This is a genomic window from Streptomyces sp. NPDC126499 (genome assembly GCF_040302485.1).
In the GTDB taxonomy this organism is placed as follows: domain Bacteria; phylum Actinomycetota; class Actinomycetes; order Streptomycetales; family Streptomycetaceae; genus Streptomyces.
Genome location: NZ_JBEOUO010000007.1, coordinates 30,868 through 49,487, shown reverse-complemented (window position 1 = coordinate 49,487; position 18,620 = coordinate 30,868). Strand labels below are relative to the sequence as shown.

Annotated in this window: 20 protein-coding genes; 11 read left to right on the top strand and 9 right to left on the bottom strand. The window is 73.5% G+C overall.

Annotation, left to right across the window (positions count from 1 at the left end; all coding sequences use genetic code 11):
• Nucleotides 1-10: 10 nt before the first annotated feature.
• Entirely contained in the window at nt 11-799 is a 789-nt protein-coding gene (locus ABTZ91_RS12125) for a hypothetical protein (RefSeq protein WP_352077039.1), read from the bottom strand.
• Between the two features lie 108 nt (nt 800-907).
• Here ABTZ91_RS12125 and ABTZ91_RS34150 point away from each other — a divergent pair, with 108 nt between their 5' ends.
• A complete protein-coding gene (locus ABTZ91_RS34150) occupies nt 908-982 on the top strand; it encodes a 50S ribosomal protein bL37 (RefSeq protein WP_407077949.1) in 75 nt (24 codons plus the stop codon).
• 32 nt (nt 983-1,014) lie between these two features.
• Here ABTZ91_RS34150 and cobM read toward each other — a convergent pair whose 3' ends face one another.
• Complete coding sequence (gene cobM / locus ABTZ91_RS12120) at nt 1,015-1,764, bottom strand: precorrin-4 C(11)-methyltransferase (RefSeq protein ID WP_352077038.1); 750 nt, start codon at nt 1,762-1,764, stop codon at nt 1,015-1,017.
• A complete protein-coding gene (gene cbiE / locus ABTZ91_RS12115; RefSeq protein WP_352077278.1) occupies nt 1,761-2,984 on the bottom strand; it encodes a precorrin-6y C5,15-methyltransferase (decarboxylating) subunit CbiE in 1,224 nt (407 codons plus the stop codon). Before cbiE ends, cobM begins: the two co-directional genes overlap by 4 nt.
• A 254-nt stretch (nt 2,985-3,238) precedes the next feature.
• On the opposite strand from cbiE, the gene ABTZ91_RS12110 reads away from it, so the two are divergent.
• From ABTZ91_RS12110 to ABTZ91_RS12100, 3 genes are all read left to right on the top strand, one after another.
• Entirely contained in the window at nt 3,239-4,315 is a 1,077-nt protein-coding gene (locus tag ABTZ91_RS12110) for an LLM class flavin-dependent oxidoreductase (RefSeq protein ID WP_352077037.1), read from the top strand.
• Nucleotides 4,316-4,318: 3 nt separating this feature from the next.
• Nucleotides 4,319-4,942: an FMN reductase gene (locus tag ABTZ91_RS12105; RefSeq protein ID WP_352077036.1), complete on the top strand. Its 624-nt coding sequence runs from the start codon at nt 4,319-4,321 to the stop codon at nt 4,940-4,942.
• Between the two features lie 75 nt (nt 4,943-5,017).
• The gene (locus ABTZ91_RS12100; protein WP_352077035.1) at nt 5,018-5,455 is read left to right on the top strand and encodes a universal stress protein; all 438 of its coding nucleotides are present in this window, start codon (nt 5,018-5,020) and stop codon (nt 5,453-5,455) included.
• A gap of 70 nt (nt 5,456-5,525) precedes the next feature.
• Here ABTZ91_RS12100 and ABTZ91_RS12095 read toward each other — a convergent pair whose 3' ends face one another.
• Complete coding sequence (locus ABTZ91_RS12095; protein ID WP_352077034.1) at nt 5,526-6,392, bottom strand: ABC transporter permease; 867 nt, start codon at nt 6,390-6,392, stop codon at nt 5,526-5,528.
• Entirely contained in the window at nt 6,389-7,390 is a 1,002-nt protein-coding gene (locus ABTZ91_RS12090) for an ATP-binding cassette domain-containing protein (protein ID WP_352077033.1), read from the bottom strand. Before ABTZ91_RS12090 ends, ABTZ91_RS12095 begins: the two co-directional genes overlap by 4 nt.
• A gap of 305 nt (nt 7,391-7,695) precedes the next feature.
• Here ABTZ91_RS12090 and ABTZ91_RS12085 point away from each other — a divergent pair, with 305 nt between their 5' ends.
• Nucleotides 7,696-8,328, top strand: a complete 633-nt coding sequence (locus tag ABTZ91_RS12085) for a hypothetical protein (RefSeq protein ID WP_352077032.1) — start codon at nt 7,696-7,698, stop codon at nt 8,326-8,328.
• Here the strand turns inward: ABTZ91_RS12085 and ABTZ91_RS12080 are convergent.
• The 3 genes from ABTZ91_RS12080 to ABTZ91_RS12070 all read right to left on the bottom strand — a co-directional run bounded on the left by ABTZ91_RS12080 (nt 8,286) and on the right by ABTZ91_RS12070 (nt 9,824).
• Complete coding sequence (locus ABTZ91_RS12080) at nt 8,286-8,729, bottom strand: hypothetical protein (RefSeq protein WP_352077031.1); 444 nt, start codon at nt 8,727-8,729, stop codon at nt 8,286-8,288. The genes ABTZ91_RS12085 and ABTZ91_RS12080 overlap by 43 nt on opposite strands.
• A 72-nt stretch (nt 8,730-8,801) precedes the next feature.
• Entirely contained in the window at nt 8,802-9,251 is a 450-nt protein-coding gene (locus ABTZ91_RS12075) for a RidA family protein (RefSeq protein WP_352077030.1), read from the bottom strand.
• Between the two features lie 96 nt (nt 9,252-9,347).
• Complete coding sequence (locus tag ABTZ91_RS12070; RefSeq protein WP_352077277.1) at nt 9,348-9,824, bottom strand: Rrf2 family transcriptional regulator; 477 nt, start codon at nt 9,822-9,824, stop codon at nt 9,348-9,350.
• Between the two features lie 125 nt (nt 9,825-9,949).
• Here ABTZ91_RS12070 and ABTZ91_RS12065 point away from each other — a divergent pair, with 125 nt between their 5' ends.
• From ABTZ91_RS12065 to ABTZ91_RS12040, 6 genes are all read left to right on the top strand, one after another.
• Nucleotides 9,950-10,399: a hypothetical protein gene (locus ABTZ91_RS12065; protein ID WP_352077029.1), complete on the top strand. Its 450-nt coding sequence runs from the start codon at nt 9,950-9,952 to the stop codon at nt 10,397-10,399.
• Nucleotides 10,396-10,872 carry an FxLYD domain-containing protein gene (locus ABTZ91_RS12060; RefSeq protein ID WP_352077028.1) on the top strand — a complete coding sequence of 159 codons (477 nt, stop codon included), beginning with the start codon at nt 10,396-10,398 and terminating at the stop codon, nt 10,870-10,872. Before ABTZ91_RS12065 ends, ABTZ91_RS12060 begins: the two co-directional genes overlap by 4 nt.
• A gap of 49 nt (nt 10,873-10,921) precedes the next feature.
• Nucleotides 10,922-11,158: a DUF2630 family protein gene (locus ABTZ91_RS12055; protein ID WP_352077027.1), complete on the top strand. Its 237-nt coding sequence runs from the start codon at nt 10,922-10,924 to the stop codon at nt 11,156-11,158.
• Between the two features lie 235 nt (nt 11,159-11,393).
• Complete coding sequence (locus tag ABTZ91_RS12050) at nt 11,394-13,523, top strand: FUSC family protein (RefSeq protein ID WP_352077026.1); 2,130 nt, start codon at nt 11,394-11,396, stop codon at nt 13,521-13,523.
• A gap of 247 nt (nt 13,524-13,770) precedes the next feature.
• Nucleotides 13,771-15,270, top strand: a complete 1,500-nt coding sequence (locus ABTZ91_RS12045; protein ID WP_352077025.1) for an APC family permease — start codon at nt 13,771-13,773, stop codon at nt 15,268-15,270.
• Between the two features lie 154 nt (nt 15,271-15,424).
• Complete coding sequence (locus ABTZ91_RS12040; RefSeq protein ID WP_352077024.1) at nt 15,425-16,438, top strand: hypothetical protein; 1,014 nt, start codon at nt 15,425-15,427, stop codon at nt 16,436-16,438.
• Between the two features lie 55 nt (nt 16,439-16,493).
• Here ABTZ91_RS12040 and ABTZ91_RS12035 read toward each other — a convergent pair whose 3' ends face one another.
• Nucleotides 16,494-18,569, bottom strand: a complete 2,076-nt coding sequence (locus tag ABTZ91_RS12035; RefSeq protein WP_352077023.1) for a PhoX family protein — start codon at nt 18,567-18,569, stop codon at nt 16,494-16,496.
• Between the last annotated feature and the right edge of the window lie 51 nt (nt 18,570-18,620).

The following is an 18,620-nucleotide window of genomic DNA, read 5'->3' as shown; positions in this document are numbered from 1 at the left end:
CAGTGGGGCGTCAGGGGGCTTCGAAGCCTCGCAGGTCGCCCTCGTGGTCGTGCGGAAGGTCCGGAAGGCCGAGGTCGGGAAGCTCGATGTCGCCCATGGGGCCGGTGGGCCACGGCGCGCTGCCGCGCCCGGCGGGCGTCGTGGGATCCGTCCGGCCCGCCGGGTAGCCGATCTCCGCCATGTCCTCCGCGAGGCCGGCGAGCTCCACGTCCGGGTTGAGGGCGGCGACGACCGCCGCCGTCAGGGGGCGCAGGGCGAGGACGTGGCGGACGGCGTCGACGTCGACGTCGGTCTCGTAGTAGTCGGAGGTCCACTCCGCGTACGCCTCCGCCGAGCGGTCGACGAGCAGCTCGAAGACGTACTCGGCGCCGTCGGGCTCGTCTCCGTCCCGGGCCGGGAAGTCGATAGTGCCGGTCCGCCAGGCGGGGTCGGCGGTCTCGCGCCACAGGCAGCAGGTGACGGCCGGCGCCTCGCCGTCCTCGCCCTCGGAGACGTACGGCCGGAAGGTGTCCGGCACGGAGTCGAGAACGCCCGGCCAGACGACCGGCACGTCGCTCCGCGCCCACGGGCTCATCGGCGACTCGTGGTCGAAGCCCTCCGCGTAGGCACCTGCCGGGGAGAAGACGATCCTGAACTCGTCGCCCTGCCCGTTCCGCATCGTCGCCGTGTCCTGGGCGAACGAGTAGTACCGGTCCTCCCACTCCGGGCTCAGCACCGCGTCCAGCATCGCGAGCCCACGGCAGTGGTCGCGCAGTTCCCCGATGCCCGGCAGCGTCCGGGCCACGTCGTAGACGGTCACGGACCCATTGCAGCGCACGGCACTGACAGCCGACGTGCGGGCCCTGCCGCGCGACCCTAGGCTCGGCAGGGCAGAGCCCCCTGAAGAACACGCCCAAGGGAGGAACCCATGTCGAAGCGCGGCAACAAGCGCCGGGCCCGTAAGGGCAACAAGGCCAACCACGGCAAGCGGCCCAACTCCTGAGCCGAAGGCCGGTGACCGGCCCCGGGGGCCGTTCAGCAGGTGTGGCGGTCCCGGGCCGGGTCGTAGAGGTGGCTGTCTCGGAACTCCGAGGCGGCCAGCGTACGGCCCACGACGATGACGGCGGTCTTGGTGATGCCGGCCGCCTTCACCTGGTCCGCGATGTCCTCCAGGGTGCCCCGCAGCACGACCTCGTCGGGCCGGCTGGCCATCGCGACGACGGCGGCCGGGCAGTCGGCGCCGTAGTGGGGGACCAGCTCGGAGACGATCCGGTCGACGTAGCGGGCGCCGAGGTGGAGGACGAGCAGGGCGCCGCTGCGGCCGAGGGTGGCCAGGTCCTCGCCCTTTGGCATCGGCGTGGCCTGCTGGGCGATGCGGGTGAGGATGACGGTCTGGCCGACGGTCGGGACGGTCAGCTCCCGCTTGAGCGCGGCGGCGGCGGCCGCGAAGGCGGGCACGCCGGGCACGACCTCGTACGGGATGCCGGCCGCGTCCAGGCGCCGCATCTGCTCGGCCATGGCGCTGAAGACGGACGGGTCGCCGGAGTGCAGCCGGGCCACGTCCTGGCCCGCCTCGTGGGCGGCGGCGATCTCGGCGACGATCTGGTCGAGGTCCATGTTCGCCGTGTCGACCAGCTTCGCGTCCGGCGGGCACTCGGCGAGCAGCTCGCGCGGCACGAGGGAACCGGCGTAGAGGCAGACCCCGCACTTCGCCAGGGTCCGCGCGCCGCGCACGGTGATCAGGTCGGCCGCGCCGGGGCCCGCGCCGATGAAGTAGACGGTCATGCTTCCTCTTCCTTGATGACGGACCACTGGGTGACGGGCATGGCCTGGCGCCAGCCCGTGAAGCCGCCCACGGGCACGGCGGCGGCGACGGCGAGCCGGATCAGCTCGCCGCCGTGGCGCCGGTGACGTGCGGCGAGCAGGGCCTCGGACTCCAGGGTCACCGTGTTGGCGACGAGCCGGCCGCCGGCCGGGAGGGCGTCCCAGCAGGCGTCGAGCAGGCCGGGGACGGTCAGGCCGCCGCCGATGAAGATCGCGTCGGGGGCCTCCAGACCGGCCAGGGCCTCGGGGGCGGCGCCCGTGACCACCTTCAGTCCCGGCACGCCGAGGGCGGCCGCGTTACGGGCGATACGGGCGGCCCGCTCGGGCGACTTCTCGACGGCGACGGCCCGGCAGGCGCGGTGGGCCCGCATCCATTCGACGCCGATGGAGCCGGAGCCGCCGCCGACGTCCCAGAGCAGTTCGCCGGGGGCGGGCGCGAGCGCGGCGAGGGTGGCGGCGCGGACGTAGCGCTTGGTGAGCTGGCCGTCGTGCTCGTACGCCTCGTCGGGCAGGCCGGGGGTGGTGCCGAGCCGCAGCGTCCCCGGGTCGCGTACGCAGTCGAGGGCGAGGACGTGCAGGGCGTCGGCCCGCTCGTGCGGCCAGTCGGCGGCGGTGCCGTCGAGGAGCCGCTCGCGCGGGCCGCCGAGCTGTTCGAGGACCCGGATCCGGGTGCCGCCCCAGCCGCGTGTCCGCAGCAGGGCGGCGACCTTCGCGGGCGAGTCGGGGCCCTCGCCGAGCAGCAGCAGGCGGCGGCCGTCGTGGAGGGCCGCGGTGAGCGCGTCGAGGGGCCGGGCGACCAGGGAGAGCGTCTCGGTGGCCTCCAGGGGCCAGCCGAGCCGGGCGCAGGCGTACGAGACGGAGGACGGGTGCGGCTGGACGTGGAGGGCGGCACGCCGGTCGGGGCCGAGGGCCTCGGTCAGGGTGCGGCCGATCCCGTAGAAGAAGGGGTCGCCGCTGGCGAGGACGGCGACGCGACGGCCCTCGTGGGCGGCGAGCAGGCCGGGCACGGCGGGGCGCAGGGGGCTCGGCCAGGCGACGCGGGTGCCGGGGCAGTCGGCGGCGGGCAGCAGGTCGAGCTGGCGGGGGCCGCCGATCAGCACCTCGGCGGCGCGCAGGGTGCGACGGGAGGCCTCGGGCAGTCCGTCCCAGCCGTCGGCGCCGATCCCGACGACCGACACCACCTGGCGGGGCTCCTGCGACGGCTCCGGCTGCTCCGAGGGACCCGGCTCCTCCAGGAGGTCCGACGGCTCCGGCTGCTCCGATATCGCGGCGTTCACATCGGCCGACTTTACGGGAGGGCGGAAACAGGCCCCTCAGCGGCTGATTCGGGCGTTCTGCCCGATGTGGGGGAGCAGCAGGAATAGGGAGGGAGGTGGCACCGTTGGACGAGACGGTTTAAGATTCAACCAATACAGCCCCGCGAGAGGTGAGCACGATGCAGTTCGGGATCTTCACCGTCGGTGACGTGACGACCGACCCCACCACCGGCCGCACCCCCACCGAGCACGAGCGGATCAAGAACACCGTCGCCATCGCGCTCAAGGCCGAGGAGGTCGGCCTGGACGTCTTCGCGACCGGCGAGCACCACAACCCGCCGTTCGTGCCGTCCTCCCCCACCACCCTCCTCGGACACATCGCGGCCCGCACGGAGAACCTGATCCTGTCCACCTCGACGACGCTGATCACCACCAACGACCCGGTGAAGATCGCCGAGGACTACGCGACCCTCCAGCACCTCGCCGACGGCCGGGTCGACCTGATGATGGGCCGCGGCAACACCGGCCCGGTCTACCCGTGGTTCGGCCAGGACATCCGCCAGGGCATCCCGCTCGCCATCGAGAACTACGCGCTCCTCCACAGGCTGTGGAGGGAGGACGTGGTCGACTGGGAGGGGAAGTTCCGCACCGCGCTCCAGGGCTTCACCGCCACCCCGCGCCCCCTGGACGGCGTCCCGCCGTTCGTCTGGCACGGCTCCATCCGCTCCCCGGAGATCGCCGAGCAGGCCGCGTACTACGGCGACGGCTTCTTCGCCAACCACATCTTCTGGCCCAAGCAGCACACCGAGAAGATGGTCCGCCTCTACCGCCAGCGGTACGCGCACTACGGCCACGGCACCCCCGAGCAGGCCATCGTCGGCCTCGGCGGCCAGGTCTTCATGCGCAAGAACTCCCAGGACGCCGTACGGGAGTTCCGCCCGTACTTCGACAACGCGCCCGTCTACGGCCACGGCCCCTCCCTGGAAGAGTTCAGCCGCGAGACCCCGCTGACCGTCGGCTCGCCGCAGGAGGTCATCGAACGCACCCTGTCCTTCCGGGAGTACGTCGGCGACTACCAGCGCCAGCTCTTCCTGATCGACCACGCGGGCCTGCCCCTGAAGACCGTCCTGGAGCAGCTGGACCTGCTCGGCGAGGAGGTCGTCCCGGTGCTGCGCGAAGAGTTCGCGAAACTGCGGCCGGCCGGCGTGCCGGAGACCGCCCCGCTCCACCCCGCCGTACTCAAGAAGGAGGCCTAAGTCATGCGCACCCTCAAGCTGGTCGCCGTCTCGGCCGGACTCAGCAGCCCCTCCTCCACCCGCCTGCTCGCCGACCGGCTGCTCCAGGCCGCCCGCCACCGGCTGGCCGAGCAGGAGTACGCCGTCGACGTCGAGGTCGTCGAACTGCGCGACCTGGCCGTCGACATCGCCAAGAACCTCGTCACCGGCTTCCCCTCCGGGAAGCTCCAGGAGGCCGTCGACGCGGTGACCGGCGCGGACGGGGTCATCGCCGTCACCCCGGTCTTCACGGCCTCGTACAACGGTCTGTTCAAGTCCTTCTTCGACCTGCTCGACCCGACCGCGCTCACCGGCACACCCGTCCTCGTCGGCGCGACCGGCGGCACCGCCCGCCACTCCCTCGTGCTCGACCACGCCCTGCGCCCGCTCTTCGCCTACCTGCGGGCCCTCGTCGCACCGACCGCGGTCTACGCCGCGTCCGAGGACTGGGGCTCGGGCGGCGACGAGTACACCGAGGGCCTGCCGGCCCGGATCACCCGGGCGGGGAACGAGTTCGCGGACATGGTCGCGGCGCGCCCGGGAAGAAGGGCCGAAGAGGACGAGATCGTCCCGTTCGAGCGGCAGTTGGCCGATCTGCGACTGGACTGAGCGGTCGGCCGTACGGGGGCGGGCGGGCTTGGACACGTCCTCGAAGCTTCCCCTACGGCGAGACGGAGGTCTGTGATGAGCGGCAGGATCGTGGTGGGCGTGGACGGATCGGCGCCGTCCCTGAAGGCGCTGAAGTGGGCGGCCGGGCAGGCGGCGCTCACCGGGGACTCCCTGCACGCGGTGACCAGCTGGGAGTACCCGGCGACCTGGGCGACGGCCCTCCCTGGCGTGCCGCCCGGGTTCGACCCGGAGCAGCTCGCCAAGAAGATCCTGGACGAGTCGCTCGACAAGGCCCTCACCCCCGACCAGGCCGCCCGGGTCACCCGCACGGTCGTCGCCGGCAACCCCGTCCAGGCCCTGGTCGACCAGTCGGAGGGCGCCGAACTCCTCGTGGTCGGCGACCGCGGCCACAGCGGCTTCAAGGCGGCCTTCCTGGGCTCCGTCTCGACGAACGTGGCGCAGCACGCGGCGTGCCCGGTGGTGGTGGTCCGGGGGACGTACACGGAGCGGTAGCGGGCGAGGCGGCGCCGCGCGCCTGGGCCGCAGGTCCGGACCCCGGCCCCCTGGCCCCCGGCCCCGGACGTCACTTGCGGTTGTACAGCCGCATCGTCACCGCCCCGAACACCACCACGAACAGCGCCGACCACCCCACCGTCCACGCGATGTCCGCCATCGGCCGGTTGCCCGCCATCAGTTCCCGGACCGCCGTCGCCAGATGGGTCACCGGGCTGTTGTTGACGAAGGCCTGGAGCCAGCCGGGCATCGTCCGCGGGTCGACGAAGACGTTGGACAGGAAGGTGAGCGGGAAGATCACCATCATGCTCACGCCCATGACGGACTTCTCGCTGCGCAGCAGCAGGCCGAACATGGTCCAGATCCACGAGAAGGCGAACGAGAACACCAGCAGCAGCGCCACCCCGAGCAGCACGCCCGCGACGCCGCCGGCCGGGCGGTAGCCGATGACGATGCCGACCGTGAGCATGACGGCGGAGGCGATCAGATAGCGGACGACGTCGCCGAGGAGATAGCCCACCATCGGCGCCGGCCGCCAGATCGGCAGCGTACGGAAGCGGTCGAAGACGCCCTTCTCGATGTCGGTGTTGACCGAGACACCCGTGTACATCGTGATCATCACGACGCTCATCACGAGGATCCCCGGCAGCAGGAACTGGATGTACGCCGAGACCGAGCCGGCCAGCGCGCCCCCGAAGAGGTACGTGTACATCAGCACCATCATGATCGGGAACGCCGTCACGTCGAACAGCTGCTCCGGCACGTGCTTGATCTTCAGCATGGCCCGCCAGCCGAAGGTGAGGGAGGCGGCGAGCGCGCCGGGCCGCGGCGGCCGGGTGTGGCCCACGAGGAGGGCGGCGAGTTCGTCGGCACGCGGGGCGACGAAGTCGAGGGCGTCGGTGTTCTGGGCGTCCTTGCCGGTGGTGACGGTGGTCATGCCGGCGTCTCCTTCGGGTCGGTGGCCGGCGGGCGGGTGGCGGGTGCGCGGTCGGTCAGGGCGAGGAAGACCTCGTCCAGACTGGGCTGGCCGAGCGCGAAGTTGTCGACCGTGATCCCGGCCCGCGAGAGCTCGGTGAGCGCCCGCGCGGCCTGTTCGGCGGCGCCGAGGTCGGTCCCCTGGCCGTCGAGGGTGGCGGTGAGCGCGACCGGGTCCGGGTCGAGCTGGACGGTGGCGTCGAGGGCGGTGGTGAGGACCCGCTCGGCCTCCGCGCGCTGCTCGGGGTCCCGGAGCCGTACGTGCACGGAGCCGGAGCCCACCGACGCCTTCAGCTCGCCCTTGGTGCCCTCCGCGATGACCCTGCCGTGGTCGATGACGGCGATCCTGGACGCCAGCTGGTCCGCCTCGTCCAGGTACTGGGTGGTGAGCAGGACCGTGGTGCCCTGGGCGACCACGGCGCGGACGATGTCCCAGACCTGGTTGCGGCTGCGCGGGTCGAGGCCGGTGGTCGGCTCGTCGAGGAACAGCAGGTCGGGCACGTTGAGGATGGACGCGGCGATGTCGATACGCCGCCGCATGCCGCCCGAGTAGTTCTTCACCTGCCGGTCCGCCGCCTCCCCGAGCCCGAACGCCTCCAGGAGCTGCGCGGAGCGCTCGCGCGCGGCGGAGCGGCCGTGGCCGAGGAGCCGGCCGAGCAGGACCAGGTTCTCGGTGCCGGTGAGGTCCTCGTCGACGGAGGCGTACTGGCCGGTGAGGCTGACCCGGCCGCGTACGGTGTCGGCGTCCTCGACGACGTCCTTGCCGAAGACGCGGGCACGGCCGCCGTCGGGGCGCAGCAGGGTCGCGAGCATCTTGACGGCGGTGGTCTTGCCGGCGCCGTTGGGGCCGAGGACGCCGTAGACGGTGCCGGCCGGGACGCGCAGGTCGATGCCGTCGACGGCGCGGTTGGTGCCGAAGACCTTGACCAGCCCTTCGGTCTCGATGGCGAGGTCGGTCATACGCCTGTCCTCCCTGGGGGCCGCGGCGGTACGGCTGCGGGGGCCGGGAACGGGCCGGACCGGGACCGGACCGGGACCGGACCGGATCGGGGCCGGGCCGGATCGGGGCCGGGCCGGATCGGGGCCGGGCCGGATCGGGGCCGGGCCGGATCGGGGCCGCTTCAACCAGTTTCCGACGAGGGCACCGCCGGTGCCAGGGGACGAGCGGACGAGGGCCAGGGGAGGAGCGCGTCTCCGCCGCGCGGCGGAGGCGGCCGGGCCCTCGGGCCGACGCGCCGCGCCGGGGCCGGGCGGACCCTGAATCCATGCCGACACCGATGCCGATGCCACTGCTGAAGCTGATGCCGAAGATCAAGGCGCTTCCCGACGTGCCGCGCTGGGCGGCGGTGGCCGCCCATGCCGTCCCCCTGGTCGTCCTCCCCTCGGGGCTGTGGCGGCTCGCGCTCGTCGCCGGGCTCCCGGTCACCCAGGACGCCGGCGACGGCCCTATGGGTCTCGGCGAGTCCGTCTACGTCGTCTCCCTCAGCGTCGTGTCCGAGCTGCTCGCGCTCCTGACGCTCGGGCTCGTCCGTTCCTGGGGCGAGGTGTTCCCGCGCCGGTTGCCCTTCCTCGGCGGGCGGCGGGTGAACCCGGCCGCCGCGACCGGGGCCGCCCTCGCCGGAGTGGCGGCGCTGTGCGCGCTGGCCGCCTGGGGCGTGTACGCCGCGTACGCCGGCCTGGGCCCGGGCGTCCCGGCCTCACCGGCGCAGGACGCCCTGCTCGTCGCCTGCTACGCGCCCCTCGCCGCCTGGCCGCCGCTGCTGGCGGCGGTGGCCGTGGCGTACTACCGGCGCCGGACCCGCGGTGGCGGCCAGGGGCGTGGACGGGGTCACGGCCGGCACGGCCGGGGACGGGATCAGTACGGGGCGGGGCGGCCGGACGCGTCCTCGTGCGTGTAGAAGAGGTAGAAGGCGGCGGCGGTGACGGCCGCGGCGACCACGAGGCCGAGCACGGTCGCCGCGTAGACGCTGGCCTCGGAGAGGCTGAAGAGGAAGCCGATCGCGGTGCCGGCGAGACCGCCCCAGGCGGCCGCGCGCAGCTCGCGCGGCAGGGAGCGGCCGTAGCGGCGGAGCCCGTAGACGGCGAGGGCCAGGACGAGGCCGTTGACGACGCCGAGCCAGAACTGTCCCCAGCTCGGTTCGCCACCGCGGCGGACGATGGTGGGGGCGTACAGGCCGTAGACGATGCCGAGGGCCAGGGGCAGCCCCCAGCCGTGGGTGCTCAGCTGCTGCGTGCGCTGCCCGTGCTGTCTGCGCTGTCCGTGCCCTCTGCGGTCGGGTACCGCTGCGTGTGCGGCCATGGCGGAGGCTCCTTCCGGGCGCCTTTCCTGCACCCTCCAGGGCACACCCGCGCGGTACCCGCCGCAAGTGGATCAGCGGGCCGAGGCCGGCTGGTCCGGGTCCGCCGGCGTCGTGGGCCGCACGGCGACCGCGTCGATCTCGAAGAGCATGCCGGGCAGGGCGAGGGAGGCGACACCGCTGAGGGTCTGGGCGGGCAGCCGCTCGCCGAAGGCGGCGTGCAGGGCCTTGCCGAGGATCTCCAGCTTGGCGAGGTCGTGATCGACGACGTACGAGCCGAGGCGGACGACGTGGGCGAGGCCGAGGCCCACGCCTTCGAGGGCGAGGCGGAGGTTGGCGAGGGCGAGCTCGACCTGGGCGGCGAAGTCGCCGGGGACCGGGGCGCCGGTGGCGTCGGAGGCGTACTGGCCCGCGATGAAGACGAGTTCGCCGGGGGCGGAGGCGGCGTGGCTGTAGCCGAAGGGGGTGGGGTCGTGGAGGGTCGGGGGGTTGGTGAGGGTGCGCTGGTCGTGCTCGACGTTCATGACGTGCGTTCTCCGATCAGGACATCTGTTATCCGGAATTGAGGCGGACTGGTGACCGGGGGCCCGTGACCTCGGCCGGCCGCTGTGGCCGGACGGTCAGGTGCCGGCGAACCAGCGGCGGACACGGTCCGGGGCGCCCGGCGCCTGACGTTCCGCCTGGAGGCGCACGTCGTCGAGGGTCCGGGCGGCCAGCTCGCGGCGCCAGGCCAGTTCCGCCCGGCCCATCGCGCCGGCGATGGCGCACTCGACGGCGGGCGCCTTGCCGTCGCCGCCTCCGCTGGGGCCGTGGGCGCGGATCTCGGTGCAGCGGAAGGCCTCATCGGGGCCCTCGATCGCCGTGACCACGTCCATCAGGGTGATCCGCTCCAGCGATCGGGCGAGCCGGAAGCCGCCCTTGGGGCCGGAGACGGAGACGAGGACGCCGGCCCGGACGAGGGCCTGGAGCTGCTTGTTGAGATAGGCGGCGGGCAGGTCGTGGTAGGCGGCGAGCCGGGCCGCCGTGACCGCCCGTTCCCCGCCGATCCAGGCGAGGTTGAGGCAGCTGTGCAGCGCCCACTCCACGCCCTCGTTCATCCTCATATTCTGGATATTAGATGTCCAGGATAGAGCGGGCAACACCCCACAACAGCCCACCCCCGCCTCACCCGTCCGGTCCAGCAGAAGGTTCGCGCGCGAACGACCGCTCCGACGATGAGGCCATGAGCCAGAACACGAGCCACCACCCGACCCCGGACAGGACGACGCCGGACACGATGACGACCCGGGGCGCGTGGGCCGCCGGAGGCACCCTGTTCGCCGGCGTCCTCATGCTGGTCACCGGCGCCATGGACATCCTCCAGGGCATCGCGGGCATCGCCGAGGACGACATCTACGCCCGCGTCGGCGACTACGTCTACGAGTTCAACCTGACGACCTGGGGCTGGATCCACCTCTGCCTCGGCGTCGTCGTCGCCATCGCCGGCTACGGCATCCTCACGGGCGCCGAATGGGGCCGGGTCGCCGGCATCGCGCTCGCCTCGCTGAACGTCGTCGCCCAGTTCCTGTTCCTGCCGTACCAGCCGTGGTGGGCGCTGTTCTCCATGGCGGTTTCCGTCTTCGTCATCTGGGCGCTCGCCGTGGACGACTCGTACGGCAGGGCACGCCCGTGAGCCGCGCCCGCACCGCCCGCACCGCCCTCACCGCCCGCACCACCCGCACCGCCCTCGTCCTCCTGGCCGGACCGGTCGTCCTGGCCGGTCTCGCCCTGACGGGGTGCGACCAGGCGAAGGAGAGGGCCGGGGAGATCGTCTCCTCCGCCACGGGAGCGGTCGCCTCCGCGGCCGAGGAGAAGATGAACGAGGTCAAGGACGGCGTGAACGCCGCCGGGGACGTCAAGGCCGGTCCCACCTCCACGGACGGCGACCGGACGGTCGCCGAGGTCACCGCGACCAACCCCCGGGACAAGAGCGCCGACTACACGGTCCGGGTCGACTTCCGTGACGACCAGGGCAACCTGCTCGACACGGTCGTCGTGAACGTGGGCGGGGTCGCGCCCGGCGCGTCCAAGACCGCGACCGCCCGCAGCAACCGGACCCTCTCCGGCGCCACCAAGGCCGAGATCGCCCAGGCACTGCGGCACTGACGGCTCCGCTCGACCTGCACGGCGGGCCGGGATCGGCCACGCTGAGGACATGGACAACGACGAGATCCTCGAGAACATCGGCGCGCTCGTCGAGGAGGAACGCGCCCTGCGGCAGCGCACCGGCGGCCTCCTGGACGAGGAACGCACCCGTCTCGCCGAGCTGGAGGTCCAGCTCGACCAGTGCTGGGACCTGCTGCGCCAGCGCCGCGCCAAGGCCGAGTTCGGCGAGGACCCGGACACGGCGGCGCTCCGCCCGGCGGCGGAGGTGGAGAACTACCGCAGCTGAGCGCGTCCGCTGCGGTCCTGTCGCGGACGGACAGGAGCGCACGTGGACGCGCCCGTACGTGGACGGGCTCGTTCCTGTCACGGACAGGCCCATACGCGGACGGGCTCGTACGCGAACGGGCTCGTACGTGGACGGGCGCACGCCGACGGGCCATGGCACGGCGGACGCGAACGCCCGCACCACCGGCCGCGGGGCTCGCCGGGGCGACGGCGCCGCGGCGGCCTACCGTGGGCGCATGGGAAAAGCCGCACGGTCGTCACCCCTCTCGCCCCCCGCCTGGCTCACCGCCGGCCTCCGGCCGCAGTCCACGCCCATCCCCCGCGCCGCCGTCGCACGCGCGTCCATCGCGCTGGCGGGGCCGTTGGCGGTGGGGATGGCGGTCGGGCAGCCGGCGTACGGGGCGCTGGTGGCGATGGGCGCGCTCTCCGGCGTCATCGGGGACACCGCCGACGCGTACCGCATGCGGATCTTCAACATCGCCGTTCCCCAGCTCTTCGGCGCCCTCGGCGTCACCCTCGGCACGCTCGTCTTCGGCCAGGGCTGGCTCGCCGTCGCCGCGCTCACCCTCGTCGCTCTCGTGTCGGGGATGATCTCCTCGATCGGCGCGGTGGCCTCCGTCTCCGGCCTGCTCCTCCTCCTGAACGCCGTCGTCGGCGCCGGCCTGCCGATGCCCGACCCCTGGTGGAAGGCGCCCGTCCTGCTCACCCTCGGCGGGGTGGTCGTCCTCGTGCTCACCCTGCTCGGCTGGCCCCTGCGCGGCGGGCAGCCGGAGCGCAGGGCGGTCGCCGGGACGTACCGGGCGCTGGCGGAGCTGTTCGAGGCCGCCGGCAGCGACGCGTACGACGAGAAGCGGCAGGCCGTCACCGCCCAGCTCAACCAGGCGTACGACCTCGTCCTCGCCCGCCGCGCCCGTCAGCACGGCCGGGCGCCCACCCTGGTGCGGCTGCTGGCCCAGCTCAACGTGCTGATCCCGCTCCTGGAGGCCGCGCCCGCCGCCCACTTCGCGGCCCGCCGCTTCCACCGGACGCTGCCGCCGGAGATCCCCGCCGCCGTGCGCGCCCTCGCCGACGCCGTCGAGGAGGGCCGCACCGGCGCCCCGGAACTGGTCCTCCCCGAGGCCCGCCGCCCGTCGGAGAAGGCCGTCGACGAGGCCCTGCGGCACGCGGCGACCGTCGTCCACGAGGCGGAGCCGAGGCCGTACAACGTCGACGACCGGCTCGGCCGGCCCGCCGCCCTGCGGGTACGGGTGCGCCGCACCGCCCGCAGCGTGCTGCTGTCCGGGGCGTCCTGGCGCTACGGCCTGCGGCTCGCCCTGTGCATCGGCCTCGCGCAGGCCCTCGTCTCGCTGATCGCCGTGCCGCGCTCGTACTGGGTCGCGCTCACCGTCACCTTCGTCCTGAAGCCGGACTTCGGCTCGGTGTTCTCCCGGGCGGTGCTCCGCGCGTTCGGCACCGCCGCCGGGCTTCTGGTGGCCGCCCCCGTGCTCGCCGCGGTGCCGCGCGGATGGTGGGACGTGCCGGTGATGCTGGTGCTCGCCGCGCTGATCCCGGCGTTCTCGGCGAAGGGGTACGCCTTCCAGACCGCGGCCATCACCCCGGTGATCCTGCTCCTGTCCGACCTGCTCAACCACCAGGGCTTCCACCTCGTCCTGCCGCGCCTGTACGACTCGCTGATCGGCTGCGCCATCGCGCTGATCGCCGGGTACCTGCTGTGGCCGGAGTCCTGGCACACCCGGGTCGCGGACCGGCTCGCCGACGCGGTCGCGGACACCGCCGCGTACGTCCGCCTCGCCTTCGGGCCGAGCGGGGGCGAGGGCAGCGACGCGGGCGGTACGGGTGATCCGGGCGCCCTGGGCGGCACGAGCGACCCGGCCGCCCGGCACCGGGCCCGCCGCAAGCTGTACCGCGACATGTCGACCGTACGGTCGGAGTTCCAGCGCGCCCTGACCGAGCCGCCGCCCGCCGGTGACCTGGCCGCCGCCTGGTGGCCGCTGGCCATCGCCGTCGAGCGGATCGTGGACGCGACGACCGCCGCCCGGATCCGTGTCGACCACGGAGCCCCGCCGCCCGACCCCGCCGAGGTCGCCGCCGTGGAACGGCAGTTGCGGGAGCTCGCCGAGGGGCTGCGCTCCAGCGACGTCCTGGTGGAGGTGCGGGCGGACCTCGGCGGTGACGAGGACGGGGTCCTCGCCGCCCTGCGCCAGGAGGTGCGGGCGGCCCGCGCCATCGCGACCCCGGGCCACGACGACAGGGACTGGGACAGGGGCCCGGGCAAGAACGAGGAGGACCAGGACCAGAACAGGGTCAAAGACCAGGACCAGGGCCCCGGCCGACACCAGGCGCCGGACCGGTCATCGGAGCCGTAAACCTCGCCAAAGGGGCGTACCGGAGCCCTTACCGGCGGTTGCGGAATCCAACCCTCCCACCGCCGTTACCGGATCCCACGCGTACGACTACGATGCGCACGAATTCACCGTGATCCGCGTCCCGCCCCGGCCACAAGCGACCTGGTGGCACGGTGACTTCGCCCTGCGCCGTCCCCCCTCCTCCGCACCCCTCCCGCAGCCCTCCCTCCCCCTCCCCCACCGCTCCCGCGCCCCCCAGGACACCGCCATGCGCACTACCCCCGGCAGAGCATCCGGCAGGCCACCGGGCAGAGGTCTCCAGCCCAACGCCCTCGGCACCTTCGACACCATCGTGATGGCCGTGGCGGGCAGCGCTCCCGCGTACTCGCTCGCCGCCACCACCGCCGTCCTCTTCGGCGCGGTCGGACTCGCCGGCCCCGCGGCGCTGCTGTACTGCGCGATACCGATGCTCGGCATCGTCCTCGCCTACGCCCGCCTCGGCCGGATCGACGTCAACGCGGGCGCCGGGTACTCGTGGGTGGGCCGCACCCTCCACCCCTTCCTCGGCTTCCTCTCCGGCTGGGCACTGGTCTTCGCCGCCACCGTCTTCATGGTGGCGGGGTCGCTGCCCGCCGGTTCCCTCACGCTCTCCCTCTTCGACCCGGAGCTCGCCGACAACACCGCCCTCTCCTGCGCCGTCGGCGCCGGCTGGTTCCTGATGATGCTCCTGGTCGTCCTCGGCGGCGCCCGGCTCACCGTACGCGCCCAACTGCTCATGACCGGCGTCGAGATGCTGATCCTGGTGCTCTTCGTGCTGGCGGCGCTGCTGCACCGCGGGCACGCCACCGCCTTCGACTGGTCGTGGTTCGGCCTCGGCCACTTCGGCGGCACGGCGGGCTTCGCGTCCGGCGCGCTGATCGCCGCCTTCTACTACTGGGGCTGGGACGTCACCAGCAACCTCAGCGAGGAGACCCGCGACAGCCGCCGCACCGCCGGGCTCGCCGCCCTCGTCGGCATCGGCGTGGTCTTCCTCCTCTTCGAGGCGTTCACCGTCGCCGTCAACGTGCTGCTGACCGCCGAGCAGATCGAACGGGGCGGCGCGAACGTGCTCGCCGTCCTCGGGCAGGAGATCTGGCCGGGCGTCGGCGGCAAACTGCTGGTGCTCGCCGTCCTGCTGTCGACCGTCGCCACCCTGGAGACCACCCTCATCCAGGTCACCCGCTCACTCTTCGCGATGGGCCGCGACCGCACCCTGCCGGCCGCGCTCGGCACCGTCCACCGCCGATGGAACACCCCGTGGGTGGCGGTCGTGGTGGTCGGCGCCGCCGCCCTCGTCATGTTCGCGGCCGCGGCCGCCGCCGGCTCCGTCGAGCAGGTCCTCGGCGACGCGGTCAGCGCGATCGGCCTCCAGATCGCGTTCTACTACGCCCTCGCGGGGATCGCCGCCGTCGTCGCGTACAAGGGGCTGCTGCTGTCCTCCGTACGGGACTTCGTCCTGGGCGGGGTGTGGCCGCTGCTGGGCTCGGCGTTCATGCTGTGGGCGTTCGTCGAGTCGCTCGGCGAACTGTCCACGGCCTCGCTCGCGATCGGCCTGGGCGGGCTCGCCGCCGGAGTCCTACCGATGCTCGTGTACTGGAGGAAGGGAAGCGCCTACTACCGTCCGGCCCGGCTGGACGCGTCCCGGGTGCTGGCCGCCGCGGAGGCCTTCGCCTCGCCGGACTCGCCGCGCGCGCGGCGGGCGGACGAGTCACTGGCGACCGACTTCTGACCGTCCTCACCGCTTCCGACCGTCCCCACCGCGTCCGACCGTCCCCACCACGTCCGACGGTCACCACCGCTTCCGACCGTCCCCACCACGTCCGACGGTCACCACCGCTTCTGACGGTCACCACCGCACCACCGCACCTGAGGGAGGTACCCGGATGGCCCCGCTGCGCCGCCCGTCCCGCCCGTCCCGCCCGGGCCGCTCGGCCCGTGGGGGCCGGTTCACGCCGGACTTCGACCCGGACTTCGGCGACCGGGCGCTCACCGAGGCCCGGCACGACATGGTCATCGGCCGCTGGCAGGGCGTACGGGACCTGCTGAAGGCGACCGGCGACGACTGGCAGCGCCGTACCCACCGGCTGCGGCTGCTGTCGCACGCCGCCGCCGGCAGCTCCACCGTCGAGGCGTGGCGGGCGGCCGAGCCGGGCAACCCGGACGCGGCGGTGCTGCGGGCGGCGACCGAGGTGGTCCGGGTCTTCGACACGGCCATCGCGGCCGGCCGGGGCGCCCCGGTCGACCGGGGCAGGATCGACGCCTCCGTCGACGCCTGCCTCGCCGCGGCGGCCGCCGCGCCCGCCGACCCCATGCCGTGGGTCTCGCTGCTGTCGGTCGCCCGACTGTACGAGGGCGGGGTACCGCGCCGCCAACTGCGCCACTGGTTCGACGAGTTGCGGCGCCGCGACCCGTACAACACCGAAGGCCACACGCAGGTGCTGCGCTACTGGTCGGCCCGGTGGCACGGCACCCACGGGGCCATGTACGACTTCGCGCGGGACGCGGCGGGCGTGGCGCCGCCCGGCTCGCCGCTGCCGATCCTGGTGCAGATCGCGCGGGTCGAGGAGTACCGCTACATCGCGGACGGGGCGCTCGGCCGCGGCCCGGTGCGCGGCTTCGACCAGCACTGGAAGCACGAGCTCGCGGTGACGGAGCTGCGCCGCACGCACGCCCGCTGGATCGGCGGCCGCGAGCCCGGCTCGCCGGTCCGCCCGGAGGAGGTCGGCGAGCTCAACTACCTCGCGCACGCCGCCTGTTACGCGGGTCAGACGGAGGTCGCGCGGGAGGTCTTCGGCCTGCTCGGGGCACGGGCGGCGTGGGTGCCGTGGGTGTACACGGGCACGCCGGAGGAGCAGTTCACGCGGTTCCGGGAGGGCCTGGGAGCGGGGGTGGGCTGATGCCCACCCCCAGGGATGCCACCAGAGATGCCCTCAGGGGTGCCCCCCGGGGCCGTCAGACGCCGATGTCGCGGCCGTCGGTGCGCCAGACGGCGACGACGGACGGGCGGACGATCTTCCCCGGCCCGTCGGGCCAGGCGGAGGCCGGCTTCTCGACGGAGGCGCCGTCGACCTCGCCCGGGTGCTGCACGGCGACCAGGACCCGGCGGTCCTGGATGATCGGACCGCAGGTCTCGGCGCCGACCGGCACGGTCAGGAACTGCTTGAGCTCACCGCGCCGCTCGCCCTGCGTGGCGACGCCGAACAGGCCGTCGTGGGAGCCGAGCTGGTTGCCGTCGGTGGAGAGCCACAGGTTGCCGTGCGGGTCGAAGGCCACGTTGTCCGGGCAGGAGATGGGGCTGACCTTCTCCTTCGGGAAGCCCGCGAAGTAGGTGGCCGGGTCCTCCGGGTCGCCGGCGACGAGGAAGAGGCGCCAGGCGAAGCCGTCGCTCGCCGGGTCGTCCCAGTGCTCGGCGAGCTCCAGGACCTGGCCGTGCTTGTTGCCGTTGCGCGGGTTGGCCTCGTCGGCACCCGCCTTGCCGGGCTTGCCGCGGTCCTTGTTGTTGGTGAGGGCGACGTAGACGCGGCCGGTGCGCGGGGACGGCTCGACGTCCTCGGGGCGGTCCATCTTCGTCGCGCCGACCTTGTCACCGGCGATGCGGGTGAAGACGAACACCTCCTCGGCGGTCATGCCGGGCACGTGCGAGACGGCCCCGTCCGGGCCGGCCGTGGCGAGCGGGATCCAGGTGCCGGAACCGTCGAACTCGCCGTCGTTCGGGATCTTGCCGCTGCCGTCGATCTCGGCGGCCGGGGAGTCGCCGGTGAGCTTGGCGACGTAGAGGGTGCCCTCGTCGAGGAGGGTGAGGTTGTGCTCGCGGGCGGCACGCGAGCCGCCCTTCTTCATGCGCTTGGACGAGACGAACTTGTAGAAGTAGTCGAAGCGCTCGTCGTCACCCATGTAGACGACGGGACGGCCGTCGGCGGTGAGGCGGGGCTGCGCGGCCTCGTGCTTGAAGCGGCCGAGGGCGGTGCGCTTCCTGGGGGTGGAGTCGGGGTCGTACGGGTCGAGCTCGACGACCCAGCCGAAGCGGTGGGCCTCGTTGGGCTCCTGGGCGAGGTCGAAGCGCTTGTCGAACCGCTCCCACTTGCGCTCGGAGGCGCCGGCCGTCATGCCGTACCGCTTGTCGGTGGCGCTCGACCCGTTGGCGAAGTACTGGTTGAAGTTCTCCTCGCCGTGGAGGGTGGTGCCCCACGGGGTGGTGCCGCCGGCGCAGTTGTTGAGGGTGCCGAGGACGGTGCGCCCGGCGGGGTCGGCGGAGGTCCGCACGAGCGCGTCGCCGGCGACCGGGCCGGTCAGCTCGAACTCGGTGGTGGTGTGCAGGCGCCGGTTCAGCGGGTGGCGGGTGACGGGCGTCAGCCGGCCGGTGCGGTGCTCCTCCTGCACCACGACCACGGACAGGCCGTGCGCGGCCCAGGCGATCTCCACCTGCTCGCGGGTCGGGTTCTCGGGGTCGTACCCGCGGAACATCAGGACCTCGTCGGTGTACTCGTGGTTGGCCACGAGAACCTGGCGGTGCGGCTCGCCGCGCAGCGGGAGCAGGGAGAGGAAGTCGTTGTTGTAGCCGAACTGCCCGGCCTGGGCGCGGGCGGTCTGCTTCTCCGGGTCGAAGGCCGGCGCGCCGCGCAGGATGGGCTCGCCCCAGCGGATGACGACGTTCTGGGAGTAGCCGGCGGGGACGGTGACCTGGTCGGCGGTGTTGGGCGCGACGGCCTCGAAGCGGAGGCCGCGGGCGCCGGTGGGCCTGGCCCCGGGGTGCGCGGGGTGTCCGGGGTGCCCGGGGTGCGCCTCGGCGGCGGGCGCGGTGCCGAGCGCGACGGCCCCGCCGGCGGCGGAGGCGACGGTCACGACGGCGGCGGCGCGCATCACGGAACGGCGCGAGAGCGCGCCGGCTATGACGTCGCCGACGTACTCGTTGTCACTGGTGTTGGGCACCTCCTGGAAACAGGCGTCCCCGCACCGGAACCGGCAGGTCATGGCGGAACGGCCGCCTCCGTGTGAGTGGTTGCTCAGCATCGGCAGCAGTTTGCGCACGTCGTCCTCCATGGCTTCGGTTCACGTCCGGCGGCGACGTTATGTGCGCTC